Source organism: Streptomyces sp. NPDC111656, assembly GCF_055656965.1.
Map to the genome: position 1 here is coordinate 1,125,266 of NZ_JBVKCA010000001.1, position 14,333 is coordinate 1,139,598.

The window sequence follows — 14,333 nt, forward strand, 5'->3', positions numbered from 1 at the left end:
GGTCAATGGATGCAATCAGTTAGCGATTTTAGTGGTATCGACGGCCGGACGGAAGGCCGGGAGACCGGAGATCAGCCGCGGCGCCGCTCGAGCTCCTCCGCCAGCTGCGGGAGCACCTGGAAGAGATCCCCTACGACGCCGTAGTCGGCGAGTTCGAAGATGGGGGCGTCCGCGTCCTTGTTGACGGCGACGATGGTCTTGGAGGTCTGCATGCCCGCGCGATGCTGGATCGCCCCGGAGATCCCGGCGGCGAGGTAGAGCTGCGGGGAGACCTGGGTGCCGGTCTGGCCGACCTGGTGGCTGTGCGGGTACCAGCCCGCGTCGACGGCGGCACGGGACGCCCCGACCGCCGCGCCCAGGGCGTCGGCGACACGCTCGATCACGGCGAAGTTCTCGGCGCCGTTCACGCCGCGGCCACCGGAGACGACAATGTCGGCTTCGGTCAGCTCGGGGCGGTCGCCGCGCTCGCGGGGCGTGCGGGACAGGACTTCGACGGCGGCGGAGGCGGGGCCGAAGGTGACGTCCCGCTTCTCCACTTCGGGGGTGACGGGGGCCGGTTTTGGGGCGGCGGCGTTCGGCTTCACCGTGATCACCGGTATGCCTTGGGTGACGTGGGCCGTCACCTGGTACGTCGCCGCGAACGCGGACTGCTCGGTGACCGGGCCGCCGTCCTCGCCCACCGTGATGTCGACAGCGTCCGTGATCAGCCCCGACTCCAGTCGGAGCGCCACCTGTGCGGCGGTTTCCCTGCCGTCCGGGCTCGACGGCAGCAGGATCGCCGCCGGGGCGCCGCTCCTGGCGATCTGGGTGAGGGCGTCGACGGCCGGAGTGACGAGGAACTTCTCGACCTCGGGGGCGTCGACGACGTACACCTTGTGCGCGCCGTACCGGCCGAGGGCCTCGGACGCGGCGTCCGCTCCCGTGCCGAGGAAGACAGCGGAGGGCTCGCCCAACCGGCGTGCCAGGGTGAGCAGTTCGAGGGTCGGCTTACGGACGGTACCGCCGGTGTGATCGACGAGTACGAGGATCTCGGCCACGGTGCTGCGCTCCTTGGATCGGTCCTGGGGTCGGTCAGGCGAACTTCCGGGCGGTGAGGAAGGCGGCCAGCCCCGCGCCGGCCGCCCCGTCGTCGGCGACGATCTCCCCCCGGGTGCGCGGCGGACGCCTGGCGGCAATGTCCACGGCCGACCGTGCGCCGGCCCGGCCGACCTGCCCGGCGCTGATCCCGAGGCCGGCGAGGCCCAGAGTCTCCAGCGGCTTCTTCTTCGCCGCCATGATCCCCTTGAAGGAGGGGTAGCGGGCGTCGCCGGAACGGTCGGTCACCGACACGACGGCCGGCAGGCCGCCCCGGACCCGCACGGTCGCCGAGTCGCCTTCGCGCCGACCGGTCACCGTGCCGTCCTCGACCGCCAGTTCTTCGAGATGGGTGAGTGCCGGGACGCCGAGCCGCTCGGCCAGCAGCGCCGGTACGACTCCCGCGGTGCCGTCCGTCGAGGCCATGCCGCACAGCACGAGATCGAAGCCGTGCCGTTCGATCGCCCTGGCCAGCACGAGCGAGGTGCCGAACACGTCGCTGCCCTCGATGTCCTCGTCGTCCACGTGCAGCGCGGAGTCCCCGCCCATGGCGAGCGCCTTGCGCAGGGCGTTCATCGCGTCCTCGGGGCCGACGGTGAGGTAGCAGATTTCGACGTCGGTGCCCGACTCCGCGATCCGTAGGGCCTGTTCGACGGCGTACTCGTCGAGTTCGGACAGCAGGGAGTCGACCGCCGCGCGGTCGGTGGTGCCGTCCTCGGTGAAGGTGCGGTCCGTCGTGGCGTCGGGCACGTGCTTCACACAGACAACGATCTTCACATCGTTCTCCCGAAGGTCTAATGAGTGCTAATAGTTAACTATATGGATCGGGTGAGCGCGAGGGGTCACCGGTAATCCGTCGAATTGGTTGACTGATTGCGCTGATAGCTGGAAGATCTGGGCAGCTGAGCCGCGAGGAGGCGCCATGGTCGGTGACACGGACACCGGGGACAGGTACTTCGAGCCACACGTGGAGACCATGTCCCGCGACCGGCTCCAGGCACGGCAGGAAGAGCGGGTGGTGGAACTCGTCGAGTACGCCTACGGCAACTCCGCCTTCTATCGCGGGCTCTGGGACGAACACGGGGTGCACCCGCGCGACGTCCGTTGCCTGGACGACTTCCGGGCGCGCGTTCCGTTCATCACCAAGGACATGGTGCGCGCCCACCGGGCCCGCACCGGCGACCCCTTCGGCGGTCTGCTCTGCGTCCCGATCGAAGAGCTGACCTCCGTCTCCTCCAGCTCGGGCACCACCGGCGACCCGGAGTTCTTCGCCGAGATCTGGGAGGACGCGCCGCCCCTGGTCACCGCGCAGGTGCGCGACCTGTGGGAGCTGGGCCTCAGGCCAGGGGACCGGGTGCTGAGCCCGCCCGGCACCTTCCGCAACCTCATGGACCCCGGCTACCAGGCGCTCGGTGCGGTCGTCATCGAGGTGGACACCTGGCTCGGGAAGATGGACGAGGTCGTCGAGGCCCTGCGCACCTACCGGCCGGCCTATCTGCAGATGATGTATCCGCAAATGGTGGAGCTGGAGCACCTGGCCGAGCGGACGGATCTCAAGGAGGCCTTCTCCTCCCTCAAGGGCGCCTCCTGCGCCGGGCAGCCCCTCAGCCGGAGGATGCGCGAGCGGATCCGGCAGGACTGGGGCATCGACGTCTACGAATACACCAGCGCCGCCGACACCGGCACCGCCTGGGAGTGCCGCGAGCACGACGGCTTCCACCTCTGGGAGGACACCGTCTTCGCGGAGTGCGTCGAGGTCGACGACCACGGCTGGCGCGACGCGGCGGAGGGTGACCTCGGCGAACTGGTCGCCACCGACCTGGACAACCGGGCCGCGCCGCTGATCCGATACCGCAGCGAGGACCTCGTCCGCCTCTCGCGGGACCGCTGCGGCTGCGGACGCACGCACGCCCGGATGTGGGTGGCCGGCAGGCGCGGCGACGAGACCTTGGTCCAGGGGCGTTCCGTGGTCCTGCGGGACATCTGGCAGGCGGTCGAGGACCAGCCCGAGACCGTCGCGGGCGTCTTCCAGATCGTCCGGGACCGGCGCGAGGTCGACGAACTGCGGCTGCGCGTCGGCTACGACCCCCGTCTCACCGACGACGTCGACGCCCTCGCCGGACGCCTGGGCGAGGCCGTGCGCGAGCGGACCGGAGTCAAACCGGTGCTCGACATGCGCACCGAGGAGGACCTGTTGAAGACCATGACCAGCGTCGCCAAGTTCCCCCGGGTGGTGAAGGGTTGATGGCCCGCGCCGAGACCCTGGCCCGGGCCCGGACACTCGACCGGCCCGAACTCGCCTACCTCGTACGCTTCCCCACCCCGGGCGGCGTCCGGGACATGGAACTGACCTGGGCCGAACTCGCCCGCGACACCGACTGGGTCACCGCACGGCTGCGGGAACACGGCCTCGCCACCGGGCAGCGGGCCCTGTTGACCACCTCCGGTTTCGAGGGCTTCTGGGGCCGTACGGTGATCGGCGCCCTACGCGCGCTGAAGGTGACGTACGGCATCGCCGAGGCGATGGGCTGGGACCACCGCCGGACCGCCGTCTTCCACCGCGAGCTTGCCCCGCACGCGGTCATCGGCCTGTCGGCGGAGACCCTGGAGGGGCTGGCCGGAGCGGTCGACATCGGTGGGATGTTCCGGTCGACGGCCATCGTGCTGGCCCGGCCGGCCGCCGTACCGGTGCTGCGCGGAGCAGGGGTGTCCGCAGCCCTGATCTCGGCTGTGGGGCCGGCCCTCGCGCTGGAGTGCCCCGAGTATGCCGGCGCACACGTCAACGCGGCCGAGTGGCGGGTCGGCGTGCGGGAGGGGCAGCTGTCCGTGGCGGCGGGGGAGGGGCGCACCTCACCACTTCGCGAGACTCCGCTCGGCATCGCGGGCCACGTGATCACCGGCCGGTGCCCCTGCGGCAGCGACGACCCGCGGGTCCTGCTCACCGAGGCCAACCAATGCACGTCGTCAAGGAGTTGAGGATGTCACAACGAGTGGTCGACGGCCGGGTCGTGGTCGTCACCGGCGCCGGTAACGGGATCGGCCGGGCGCACGCCCTGGCGTTCGCCGCGCACGGTGCGAAGGTCGTGGTCAATGATCTCGGCGGCTCGCGCGACGGAGCGGGCGCCTCGGCCGGGCCCGCCCAGACCGTGGTCGACGAGATCGCCGCGGCCGGCGGCGAGGCCGTGGCCAACACGGACGACATCTCCACCTGGGAGGGCGCGGGCCGACTGATCCGGCAGGCCGTCGACACCTACGGCGGCTTGGACGTGCTGGTCAACAACGCCGGCATCCTGCGGGACCGGATGATCGTGTCGATGACCGAGCGGGACTGGGACAGTGTGATGGCCGTCCACCTCAAGGGCGGCTTCGCCACCCTGCACCACGCCGCCGCCCACTGGCGCGAGCGTGCCAAGGCGGGTCACGACAACGACGCCCGGGTGATCAACACGACCTCCCCGTCCGGCATCTTCGGCAACCCCGGCCAGTCGAACTACGGCTCGGCCAAGGCCGGCATCGCGAGCCTCACCGTCATCGCCGCGGCCGAACTCGCCCGCTACGGCGTGACGGTCAACGCCATCGCGCCCACGGCACTGACCCGGCTGACCGAGGACATCGAGATGATGAAGCGGGCCGCCGAGGCCCAGGACCTCACCCCCGAGGCCATCTCACCGCTCGTGGTGTGGCTGGGCTCGGCCGCCTCGCGCGAGGTCACCGGCCGGGTCTTCGGCGTCGTCGGCAACCGGATCACGGTCCTGGAGGGATGGGTCAACGGCCCCGGCGCGAACGCGGAGTCCCGGTGGACACCGGAGGAACTGTCCTCGGTCGTCCCGAACCTGGTCGCCAAGGCGGCCCCCAACGCCGACGCACTCGGCAACCGGAACGGGGGCTGAAATGACGGTCACTCAGAAGCCCGTCGCAGAGGGCCTGTTCACCTGGCCACCGGCCGTCTCCGAACCCCTTCGGCTCATCGGCTCCGAGTGCACAGCGTGCGGTCTGGTGAGCTTCCCGGCAGCCTCGGACTGCGTCCGGTGCGCGAGCGACGAGCCGAAGGCACGGTTGCTGGCTGACCGCGGGACGCTGTGGACGTACACGACCCAGAACTTCCGGCCGCCGTCCCCGCCGTACGACGGCCCCGAGACCTTCGAGCCATACGCGGTCGGATACATCGAACTCCCCGGTGAGCTGCTGGTCGAGGCCCGCCTCACCGAACCCGACCCGGAGAAGCTCAGGATCGGGCAGCACATGCGGCTGACGCTCGTGCCCTACACCGTGCAGGACGACGGCACCGAGGTCATGACGTTCGCGTTCGCCCCGGCCGAGGAGGAGACACCGTGACCGAGGCAGTTATCATCGGCGTGGGGCTTCACCCCTTCGGCCGGTTCCCGGGGAAGCCGGCACTGGACATGGGCGCGGACGCGGTAAGGCTGGCGCTCGCCGACGCGGGCGTGAACTGGCCACAGATCCAAGGCGGTTACATCGGCAGCTACGAAGTGGCCAACCCAGACGCCATCGTGGCACGGCTCGGCCTGACCGGTGTACCCCTGCGCGGGGTGTTCAACGGATGTGCCACGGCCGGTACGGCGGTGGCGCTGGCGGCCCGCGCCATCGAGACCGGCGAACACGACCTGGCCATCGCGATCGGCCTGGACAAACATCCGCGCGGAGCGTTCGCCGCCGATCCGTCCGTCGCCGGAATCCCCTCCTGGTACGGACAGACCGGCCTCTTCCTCACCACCCACTTCTTCGGCATGAAGATCAACCGCTATATGCACGACCACGGCATCTCGCACGAGACGCTGGCGCGGGTGGCGGCGAAGAACTTCCGCAACGCGGCCGGAAACGAGAAGGCCTGGCGCCGCACCCCCCTCACCCCGGAGGAGATCCTCGCCTCCCCGGTCCTCAACCACCCGCTCCGCCAGTACATGTACTGCGGGCCGGACGAGGGCGCCGCGGCCGTCGTGCTGTGCCGGGCCGATCAGGCCCACAAGTACACCGGGAGGCCCGTACGGATCCGGTCCACCGCCCTGCGCAGCCGCCGGCTCGGTGCCTTCGAGGTGCAGAGCCCGTCGTTCCCGGTGGGGGAGATCGTGCGCAGTCCGACGGTGGACGCCTCGCGGGAGGCGTACGAACGCGCGGGCATCGGCCCCGAGGACGTCGACGTCGCCCAACTCCAGGACACCGACGCGGGGTCGGAGGTCATCCACATGGCGGAGAACGGCCTCTGCAAGGACGGTGAGCAGGAACGCCTCATCGCCGAGGGCGCCACCGAGATCGGCGGCCGGCTCCCGGTCAACACCGACGGCGGGCTGCTCGGCAACGGCGAACCGATCGGCGCGTCCGGACTGCGCCAGATCCACGAGATCGTCCTCCAACTGCGCGGCACGGCGGGCGAGCGGCAGATCCCCGGCACAGCACGCGTCGGCTACACCCACCTGTATGGCGCGCCGGGCGTGTCGGCGGTCACCATCCTGAGCACCTGAGGGCAGAGCGGACATGGCAGACGACATGCAGGACTTCGCGGCCGAGGCGCGCGCCTTCCTCGACGCCCACGCGGCCAAGGCACCCGACCGTACCGCCCTCACCTGGGGGGAGGGCGACGATTCGATCGCGTACTTCAGCAGCCTCCCGCCCGAGGCGGAACGGGAGCACGTGCGGCGGGCGCGCGACTGGCAGCGCGTCCGCCACGAGAACGGCTTCGGCTGGATCACGGGCCCGGTGGAGTACGGCGGCCGGGGCCTGACCCCCGTCCACGACCTGCTCTACGACGCCGTCGAGTCCGAGTACGACGTCGCCGACACCGGCGTGCTCAGCGTGATCGGCCTCGGCATGATCGGACCGACGATCCTCGCCCACGCCCAATCCGCCCTGAAGGACCGGTGGTTGCCCGCGATGTACCGCGGCGACGCCATCGCCTGCCAGCTGTTCAGCGAACCCGGCGCGGGATCCGACCTGGCGAGCGTGGCCACCCGGGCGGTCCCGGAGGGCGACGAGTGGGTGCTCAACGGCCAGAAGGTGTGGACCTCGGTCGCCCAGCACAGCCAGATCGGCCTCGCGCTCACCCGCACGAGCCCGGACGTGCCCAAACACCGCGGAATCACGGCCTTCCTTGTCCCGATGAACGCCCCGGGAGTCGAGGTCAGGCCGCTGCGGCAGATGACCGGCGGCGCCGACTTCAACGAGGTCTTCCTCACCGACGTCCGCATCCCCGACGACCACCGCCTCGGCGAGGTCGACGGTGGCTGGACGGTCGCCCTGACCACCTTGATGAACGAGCGCGCGACCGTCGGCAGCGAGGGCGTGGGCCCGGTGGCCGCCGCGCTGTCCCCGGACCACCTCTCGGCCCTGATGCGCGCCACCTGGACCTGGGACGACCGCGCCCTGCGTGCCCGGCTCGCGGAACTCCTGGTGGACGCTCTGGCCACGCAGCATCTCAACACCCGCGCCCTGCGCAGTCTGCGCGCCGGCGTGGCGCCGGGGCCCGGGATGTCCGTCTCGAAGCTGATGTACGGCCAGAACCTCACTCGCGCCGCACACTTCGTGTCCGACGTGCTCGGACCCCGGATCATCGCCGACACCGGGCAGTGGGGCACCTACGCCTGGTCCGAACTCCTCCTCGCCACCCCGGCGTTGCGCATCCTCGGCGGCACCGAGGAGATCATGAAGAACATCCTCGCGGAACGCGTCCTCGGACTGCCCAAGGAGGTGCGGTCATGACCGCTGACGAGACCGGACTGCGGGAACTGCGGTCCTCCGTACGGGAGTTCCTGGAGGCCAAGTCACCCGAGGAAGCCGTCCGCAAGCTGATGGAGAACGAGCCGCGCTTCGACCCGGCGGTCTGGGCACAGGCGGCCGAGCAACTGCGGCTGCCCGGCCTGGTGATCCCGGAGGAGTACGGCGGCGACGGCTTCGGCCCGGTCGAACTCGGCATCGTACTGGAGGAGATGGGCCGCGCCCTGCTGTGCGCCCCCTTCTTCGCGACCGTCGTGCTCGCGGCCCAGGCACTGCTCGCCTCCGGCGACCGGGACGCCTGCGCACGTCACCTCCCGGGCATCGCGGCCGGCGGGACGACGGCCGCCCTCGCGGTGGCCGAGGACAGCGGATCCTGGGACCCCGCCCTGATCTCCGCGCGCGCCGTGCCGGACGGTGCCGACGCCTGGAAGCTGAGCGGCCGCAAGTCCTTCGTCATCGACGGCACGACCGCCGATCTGGTCCTTGTCGTCGCCCGCACCGTCGCCGGCCCCTCGCTCTTCGCCGTGGACCGGAACGCCCCGGGTCTGGCTGCCGAACCCATGGAGACCCTCGACGCCACCCGGGCGATGGCCCGGCTGACGTTCGACGCGGTGCCCGCGACGCTCGTCGGTGCGGACGGGACGGGCGGACGGACCATGGCCAAGGTCCTCGACGTCGCGTCGGTCGCACTCGCCGCCGAACAGTCCGGCGGGGCACGCAAATGTCTGGAGGCGAGCGCCGAACACGCCCGCACCCGGCACCAGTTCGGCCGGCCGATCGGCTCCTTCCAGGCCGTCAAGCACAAGTGCGCGGACATGCTCGTCCAGGTGGAACTGGCCGAGGCCGCGTCCCGGGAGGCCGCGCGACTGGCCGACGAGGCCTCCGTGGAGTTCCCCGTCGCCGCGGCCGTGGCACACGCGTGCTGCTCACGGGCGTACATGTTCGCGGCGATGGAGAACATCCAGGTCCACGGCGGCGTCGGCTTCACCTGGGAGCACCCGGCCCACCTCTACTTCCGGCGCGCCAAGTCGTCGCAGCTGCTGTTCGGCGGTCCCGCCGTGTACCACGAGCGGCTGCTGGACCGTCTCGGGATCTGAAGAGATCACGACGGCGAAGGCCCCGGGTTCTTCCCCGGGGCCTTCGCCGTCGATGCCGGTCAGCCCCGGGCCGCCTCGCCGAGCAGCGCCTTCGCGATGATGACCTGCTGGATCTGGCTCGTCCCCTCGTAGATACGGAACAGCCGGGCGTCGCGGTAGAAGCGCTCGACGGCGACCCCGCGCATATAGCCGGCCCCGCCGTGGACCTGGACCGCACGGTCGGCGACCCGCCACACCATCTCGCTGGCGAAGTACTTCGTACAGGACGGCCCGATCTTGGTGTCCGTCCCGGCGTCGAACGCCCGGGCGGCCTCCAGGACCGTGGCGCGGCCGGCGTAGTAGTCCGTCATGGAGTCGGCGATCAGGCCCTGTACGAGCTGGAAGGAGCCGATGAGTCTGCCGGACTGGCGGCGCGTGCGCGCGTACGCAACCGACTCGTCGACCAGCCGCTCGGCCATGCCCACGCACAGGGACGAGATGTGCACCCGGCCGTGCGCGATGCAGCCCATCGCCGTGGCGAAGCCCCGGTTCAGGCCGGCCTCGCCGCCGACGAGGGCGGAGGCCGGTACACGTACGTCGTCGAAGTACACGTCCGCGGTCCAGGCGCCGAACTGGCCCATCTTGTGGTCCTTGGGCGCCACGGTCAGGCCCGGGGTGCCCGCCGGGACCAGGAAGGTCGAGATGCCGCGGGTGCGCGGGGCGCCGGGGTCGGTGCGGGCGAACACCATGAAGACGTCGGCGAGCGGGGCGTTGGTGATGTACCGCTTGGCACCGTTGATCGCCCAGGCATCGCCGTCCAGGTGTGCCCTCGTGGTGAGGGTCGAGGGATCGGAACCCGCCTCAGCCTCGGTGAGCGCGAACGACGCCAGTACGTCACCCGAGGCGATCCTCGGCAGCCACTCCGCCTTCTGCTCCTCCGTGCCGCCGACCATCAGGACATGCCCGGCGATGCCGTTGTTCGTCCCGAACATCGAGCGCAGGGCCGGGGTGGTGTACCCCAGCTCGAACATCAACTGGGCTTCCTCGTACATCGACAGTCCCAGCCCGCCGTACTCCTCGGGCAGAGCGAAGCCGAACAGGCCCATCTTCCTGGCCGCCTCGCGGATGTCCGCGGGCATTTCGTCCTTCTCGTCGATCTCCGCCTCCAGCGGCACGACGCGCTCGCGCACGAAACGCCGGACCTCGGACAGCACCGCGCTGAAGTCAGCCGCGTCCATGTCGACTCCCTTGCCGATCGTGTTCACTGATCCGTCTCGTCGGGCTTCTCGTCGGGCCGGTGGCATATGGCCAGCAGTGCCGCCGCGCTCGCCGTGCCGATCCCCGCCGCCAACAACGCGGGCCACGCTCCCGCACGTTGGCGGCCCAGCAGCCGGTCGAGCGAGTACCTTCCGTTGCCCAACGCCGCCAGCGCGACGGCCGCGCCGCCCACCACGCCGACGTACTCCCAGCCGCCCTTGAAGACGAAGAAGCCCTTGCCGCGGTGGTCGGTGCGGGCTGCCACGGTCATCAAACCGACGGCAGCCGCGGCCGGCAGGGGGTTGGCCGCGCCGAGCGCGATCCCCACGCCGGCCGCCATCTCGGTGCCGGCGGCCATCGCGGCGTGCACCCCGGCGGGCCGCAGACCGAGTGCCTCGAACCAGCCCGTCGTGCCCTTGAGCCCGCCAGGCCCGGCGACCTTGTTCCAGCCGTGCGCGAAGAGCATCGGGCCGAGCGTCGCGCGCAGGACGAGCGCGGCGACATCGTGGCCCCGGGACGTCACTGGCCGACTCCGGTGGCCCGTCCCGCAGGGGCGACGCCGTACAACTGCGGTACGGCGTCAACGAGTTCGTCGTAGGTGAGGGCCTTGCCTGACTCGCTGGGGTGGACGCCGGCGACGGTCCAGCCCTGTAGCCGGTTGAGCCGGTTGCCCTCGATGCGCAGGACCTGACCGGTCAGCCAGGCCGCGCTGTCGGAGGCCAGGTAGACGACGACTCCGGAGGCGTTGGCGGGGTCCCGCGGGTCGAAACCGTCGACCGCCTGGAGTGACGCTCCGACCGACAGCCCGTCCGTCATCCGGGTGGCGGCGATCGGCGAGATGGCGTTCGCGGTGACGCCGTACTTGCGCATCTCCAGAGCGGTGAGGACGGTGAGCCCGGCCGTCCCGGCCTTCGCGGCACCGTAGTTGGACTGCCCCTGGTTGCCGAACAGGCCGGTACCGGAGGTCGTGTTGATGATGCGGCCGGCGACCCGCTCACCCCGCTTCGAGGCCTCGCGCCAGTAGGCGCACGCATGCCGGGTGAGCGCGAAGGTGCCCTTGAGGTGGACCGCGATCACGGCGTCGAACTCGGCCTCGGTCATCGAGAACAGCATGCGGTCGCGCACGATCCCCGCGTTGTTCACGACGATGTCGAGACGCCCGAACTCCGCGACCGTGTCCGCGACCATGGTCTCGGTCTCCACCCAGTCCGTCACCGAGGAGTGGTTGGCGACCGCCTGCCCGCCGAGCTCGGCGATCTCGGCGACGACCTCGTCGGCGGGGGAGTCGCCGGTCTTCTCCCCGTGCACGCCGGAGCCGAGGTCGTTCACCACCACGATCGCACCGGCCTCGGCGAGCGCCAGGCAGTGCGCCCGGCCGAGCCCCCTGCCACCGCCGGTCACGATGGCGACCTTGTCGTCGAGGATGCCCACCTGCTACCTCCCGGGTATGTCGAGTTCGCGGAGTACTTCGTCGGTGTGCTCGCCGAGCGTGGGCGCGCCGCCGCGCGGTTTGTCGTCGACACCCCAGAAGGCGACGGGCGTGGCCACCGTCCGCAGCGGCGGCGCCTCGCCCATGCCGGGCTGTTCGACGAACGCGCCGACCGCCTCGGCCTGCGGATCGGCCGACACCTCGGCCAGGGTCTGTACCGGCGCCCACCACACGCCCTCGGCGTCGAACCGCTGCGCCCACTCGTCCAGCGGTCGCTTCGCGAACTCCTCGTCGAACACGGAGATCAGCTCGCTGACGTGCCCACGCCGTGCAGTGCCGGTCGCGAACCGCTCGTCCGTCCCGAGGTCCTCCCGCCCCAGTGCCTTGACGACCCCGGGCCAGTGCCGGTTGCCCTCCAGACCGACCAGCCAGAACCAGCGGTCGTCGGCGGTCCGGTAGCAGTTGTAGAGCGGGGACTCGTGTTCGGTGCGGTGGCGGGTACGGCCACGTCGGCCGAAGAAGTTCTGCAGGGCGAGGTCGTTTCCGTTGGCGTAGGTGCCGGACCGTAGCAGCGAGACGTCCACCACGCCGCCCTCGCCGGTGCGTTCGCGGCGCAGCAGCGCGGCCAGCACACCTGCCACCAGGTTGGCTGCGGCCGTACGGTCACCGAGTCCGGGCCGGATGCCGGGTGGAGGCTCCCCGGCCGGGTTGAGCATGGCGGCGATGCCGGGCCGAGCCCAAAAGGCCGAGACGTCGTACCCGGCACGGTCGCGCTCCGCTCCCGTCCAGCCGTAGCCCGTCAGTGTGCCGACGACCAGGCGGGGATGGCGGGCGCGCAGCTCGTCCGGGGCCAGACGCAGCCGCTCCAGAGCCCCTGGCCGGAGGTTGGTGACGAAGACGTCGGCGCGCTCCAACAGCCGCTCCAGTACGTCCTTGCCCTCCTCCGACCGCAGATCGAGGACGATCCCGCGCTTGCCGCGGTTGTCCGTCTCGAACGGGGGCGCGCTGTCGATGTCCTGCCCGACGTGCCGGAGCGTGTAGCGGTTGGGGTCGCCGGTCGGCGCCTCCACCTTGACCACGTCCGCGCCCCAGTCCGCGAGCATGGTGGCCGCGGCCGGTGCCGCCACCCACATGCCCAGTTCCACTGCCGAAATGCCCTCCAGTGGCCGCACGGCCCACCTCCACATCTGTCGGGGCGCCTGCTACACGCCGTGGAAGTCGCCGGGGCGGCGCTCCCGGAAGGCCTTCAGTCCCTCGGCCCGGTCCTCGGTGGAGAACAGCACCGAGACGGTCTCGCGTTCGTACGAGATCGCCGCCTTCAGATCCATCCCCAGGCCGTGGTCGATGAGTCGCTTGCCCGCCGCGAGTGCCAGCGGGGCGCCGTCCGCCAGCCGGGCGGCCAGTGCCTCGGCGGCGCTCAACACCTCGCCGGGCTCGGCCAGTTCATTGACCAGCCCGAGCGTGCGCGCCCGCTCAGCGCCGACCGGTTCGCCGGTGAGGATCATCTGCTTGGCGATCGCGGGCGGCACCAGACGAGGCAACCGCTGCGTGCCGCCCGCGCCCGGCAGGACGCCGAGTTTCATCTCGGGCAGGCCGAGCCGCGCTCCGCGCTCCGCCACCCGCAGGTCGCAGGCGAGCGCCAGCTCCAGACCGCCCCCGAAGGCGAACCCGTGGACGGCCGCGACCGAGGGCTTGGGAAAGTCCTCCAGCAGCGTGTACGCGTCGCTCAGCCGCTCGACGAAATCATGGAACTGCCAGGGCGCCGTGAACGATTCGATCTCACCGATGTCGGCCCCGGCCGAGAAGGCCTGGCCCGCCCCGGCCACGACCAGGGCGCGTACGTCGTCGTTGTCGCGTACGTCCTTCAGTGCCTGGGTGAGCCGGTCCACGGTCTCGGACCCGATGGCATTGAGCCGATCCGGCCGGTTGAGGGTCAACACGGCGATTCTGTCCCGGAGTTCGACACGCAGCACGGTGCTCACCTCAGACCATCGTGAGTCCGCCGCTGACCGAGAGCGTCTGCCCGGTCATGTAGGCGGCGTCGTCGGACGCGAAGAAGGCCACGACACCGGCGATCTCGCCCGGCTGGGCCACGCGCCGTAGCGGGATCGCCCGCACGGTCGCGTCGTACATCTTCTGGCTGTACTCGGCGACCTGACCGAGCAACGCGGTCTCGGTCGGACCCGGGCAGACACTGTTCACGGTGATCCCGTGCCGGGCGACCTCGCGGGCCAGGGCCTTGCCGAATGCGATGACCCCGCCCTTCGTCGCGGAGTACACGACCTCGCCGGACGAGCCGACCCGCCCGGCGTCCGAGGCGACGAGGACGATCCGACCGCCGCCGCTCTCGATCATCGAGTCGAGCACGACCCGCGTCGTGGTGATGGTGCCGCGCAGATTGACGGCGATGATCCGGTCCCAGGACTCCTCGGTGCTGTCGACGAACCGGCCGATCACATCGACGGCCGCGTTGTTCACCAGGACGTCCACCGGGCCGAGTTCGGCGCTCACGCGCTCCACGGCGGCTCGTACGGCCGCGCTGTCGGAGATGTCCGCACCGACTCCCATGGCGCGGACGCCGTGCCGTTCGGTGAGCCCGGCCGCGACCTTGGCGGCGGCCTCCGTGTCCAGATCGCAGACGGCGACCGCGGCCCTCTGGGCGGCGAGTCGGTCGGCGATCGCCTCGCCGATGCCACGGCCCGCTCCGGTGACGAGCGCCACCTTGTCCCGTACGCTCACGCGCCCTCCCTCGCCCGGCTGCCGATACA

The 14,333-nt window shown here is 71.1% G+C and carries 15 protein-coding genes; 7 read left to right on the forward strand and 8 right to left on the reverse strand.

Features of this window, described 5'->3' with window-relative positions:
- Positions 1 to 71 precede the first annotated feature (71 nt).
- Together ACZ7M3_RS05185 and ACZ7M3_RS05190 are read right to left on the reverse strand one after the other, a co-directional pair.
- The gene (locus ACZ7M3_RS05185) at positions 72 to 1,037 is read right to left on the reverse strand and encodes an electron transfer flavoprotein subunit alpha/FixB family protein (protein ID WP_472060855.1); all 966 of its coding nucleotides are present in this window, start codon (positions 1,035 to 1,037) and stop codon (positions 72 to 74) included.
- Positions 1,038 to 1,071: 34 nt separating this feature from the next.
- Positions 1,072 to 1,833 (reverse strand): electron transfer flavoprotein subunit beta/FixA family protein, encoded by a 762-nt coding sequence (locus ACZ7M3_RS05190; protein ID WP_472061047.1) that lies wholly within the window; start codon positions 1,831 to 1,833, stop codon positions 1,072 to 1,074.
- A gap of 163 nt (positions 1,834 to 1,996) precedes the next feature.
- On the opposite strand from ACZ7M3_RS05190, the gene ACZ7M3_RS05195 reads away from it, so the two are divergent.
- Genes ACZ7M3_RS05195 through ACZ7M3_RS05225 form a run of 7 tightly spaced genes read left to right on the forward strand, consistent with a single transcriptional unit; the run spans position 1,997 to position 8,900 of the window.
- Positions 1,997 to 3,319 (forward strand): phenylacetate--CoA ligase family protein, encoded by a 1,323-nt coding sequence (locus ACZ7M3_RS05195; RefSeq protein WP_472060857.1) that lies wholly within the window; start codon positions 1,997 to 1,999, stop codon positions 3,317 to 3,319.
- Complete coding sequence (locus tag ACZ7M3_RS05200; protein ID WP_472060859.1) at positions 3,319 to 4,050, forward strand: hypothetical protein; 732 nt, start codon at positions 3,319 to 3,321, stop codon at positions 4,048 to 4,050. The genes ACZ7M3_RS05195 and ACZ7M3_RS05200 overlap by 1 nt, the downstream gene beginning before the upstream one ends.
- A 2-nt stretch (positions 4,051 to 4,052) precedes the next feature.
- Positions 4,053 to 4,964 (forward strand): SDR family oxidoreductase, encoded by a 912-nt coding sequence (locus ACZ7M3_RS05205; RefSeq protein WP_472060861.1) that lies wholly within the window; start codon positions 4,053 to 4,055, stop codon positions 4,962 to 4,964.
- Position 4,965: 1 nt separating this feature from the next.
- Entirely contained in the window at positions 4,966 to 5,409 is a 444-nt protein-coding gene (locus ACZ7M3_RS05210; RefSeq protein WP_472060863.1) for a Zn-ribbon domain-containing OB-fold protein, read from the forward strand.
- Positions 5,406 to 6,554, forward strand: a complete 1,149-nt coding sequence (locus tag ACZ7M3_RS05215) for a thiolase family protein (RefSeq protein WP_472060865.1) — start codon at positions 5,406 to 5,408, stop codon at positions 6,552 to 6,554. Before ACZ7M3_RS05210 ends, ACZ7M3_RS05215 begins: the two co-directional genes overlap by 4 nt.
- Positions 6,555 to 6,567: 13 nt before the next feature.
- Positions 6,568 to 7,788, forward strand: a complete 1,221-nt coding sequence (locus ACZ7M3_RS05220; protein ID WP_472060867.1) for an acyl-CoA dehydrogenase family protein — start codon at positions 6,568 to 6,570, stop codon at positions 7,786 to 7,788.
- Positions 7,785 to 8,900 (forward strand): acyl-CoA dehydrogenase family protein, encoded by a 1,116-nt coding sequence (locus ACZ7M3_RS05225; protein ID WP_472060869.1) that lies wholly within the window; start codon positions 7,785 to 7,787, stop codon positions 8,898 to 8,900. Before ACZ7M3_RS05220 ends, ACZ7M3_RS05225 begins: the two co-directional genes overlap by 4 nt.
- Before the next feature lie 59 nt (positions 8,901 to 8,959).
- Here the strand turns inward: ACZ7M3_RS05225 and ACZ7M3_RS05230 are convergent, their stop codons facing one another.
- Genes ACZ7M3_RS05230 through ACZ7M3_RS05255 form a run of 6 tightly spaced genes read right to left on the reverse strand, consistent with a single transcriptional unit; the run spans position 8,960 to position 14,304 of the window.
- Complete coding sequence (locus tag ACZ7M3_RS05230; protein WP_472060871.1) at positions 8,960 to 10,117, reverse strand: acyl-CoA dehydrogenase family protein; 1,158 nt, start codon at positions 10,115 to 10,117, stop codon at positions 8,960 to 8,962.
- A gap of 23 nt (positions 10,118 to 10,140) precedes the next feature.
- Complete coding sequence (locus ACZ7M3_RS05235) at positions 10,141 to 10,659, reverse strand: DoxX family protein (protein ID WP_472060873.1); 519 nt, start codon at positions 10,657 to 10,659, stop codon at positions 10,141 to 10,143.
- On the reverse strand, positions 10,656 to 11,567 hold the full coding sequence (locus ACZ7M3_RS05240; RefSeq protein WP_472060875.1) for an SDR family NAD(P)-dependent oxidoreductase: 912 nt from the start codon (positions 11,565 to 11,567) through the stop codon (positions 10,656 to 10,658). The genes ACZ7M3_RS05235 and ACZ7M3_RS05240 overlap by 4 nt, the downstream gene beginning before the upstream one ends.
- Before the next feature lie 3 nt (positions 11,568 to 11,570).
- On the reverse strand, positions 11,571 to 12,737 hold the full coding sequence (locus ACZ7M3_RS05245) for a CaiB/BaiF CoA transferase family protein (protein WP_472060876.1): 1,167 nt from the start codon (positions 12,735 to 12,737) through the stop codon (positions 11,571 to 11,573).
- 30 nt (positions 12,738 to 12,767) lie between these two features.
- Positions 12,768 to 13,547 carry an enoyl-CoA hydratase/isomerase family protein gene (locus tag ACZ7M3_RS05250; protein ID WP_472060878.1) on the reverse strand — a complete coding sequence of 260 codons (780 nt, stop codon included), beginning with the start codon at positions 13,545 to 13,547 and terminating at the stop codon, positions 12,768 to 12,770.
- Between the two features lies 1 nt (position 13,548).
- Positions 13,549 to 14,304, reverse strand: coding sequence for an SDR family NAD(P)-dependent oxidoreductase (locus tag ACZ7M3_RS05255; protein ID WP_472060880.1), 756 nt, complete (start codon positions 14,302 to 14,304; stop codon positions 13,549 to 13,551).
- Positions 14,305 to 14,333: the final 29 nt, after the last annotated feature.

Excerpts from the sequence above, each read along its gene's own strand:
- ACZ7M3_RS05205 (WP_472060861.1), top strand. The coding sequence starts at position 4,053 with ATGTCACAACGAGTGGTCGACGGCCGGGTCGTGGTCGTCACCGGCGCC.
- ACZ7M3_RS05230 (WP_472060871.1), bottom strand. The coding sequence starts at position 10,117 with ATGGACGCGGCTGACTTCAGCGCGGTGCTGTCCGAGGTCCGGCGTTTC.
- ACZ7M3_RS05195 (WP_472060857.1), top strand. The coding sequence starts at position 1,997 with ATGGTCGGTGACACGGACACCGGGGACAGGTACTTCGAGCCACACGTG.
- ACZ7M3_RS05220 (WP_472060867.1), top strand. The coding sequence starts at position 6,568 with ATGGCAGACGACATGCAGGACTTCGCGGCCGAGGCGCGCGCCTTCCTC.
- ACZ7M3_RS05210 (WP_472060863.1), top strand. The coding sequence starts at position 4,966 with ATGACGGTCACTCAGAAGCCCGTCGCAGAGGGCCTGTTCACCTGGCCA.
- ACZ7M3_RS05225 (WP_472060869.1), top strand. The coding sequence starts at position 7,785 with ATGACCGCTGACGAGACCGGACTGCGGGAACTGCGGTCCTCCGTACGG.
- ACZ7M3_RS05200 (WP_472060859.1), top strand. The coding sequence starts at position 3,319 with ATGGCCCGCGCCGAGACCCTGGCCCGGGCCCGGACACTCGACCGGCCC.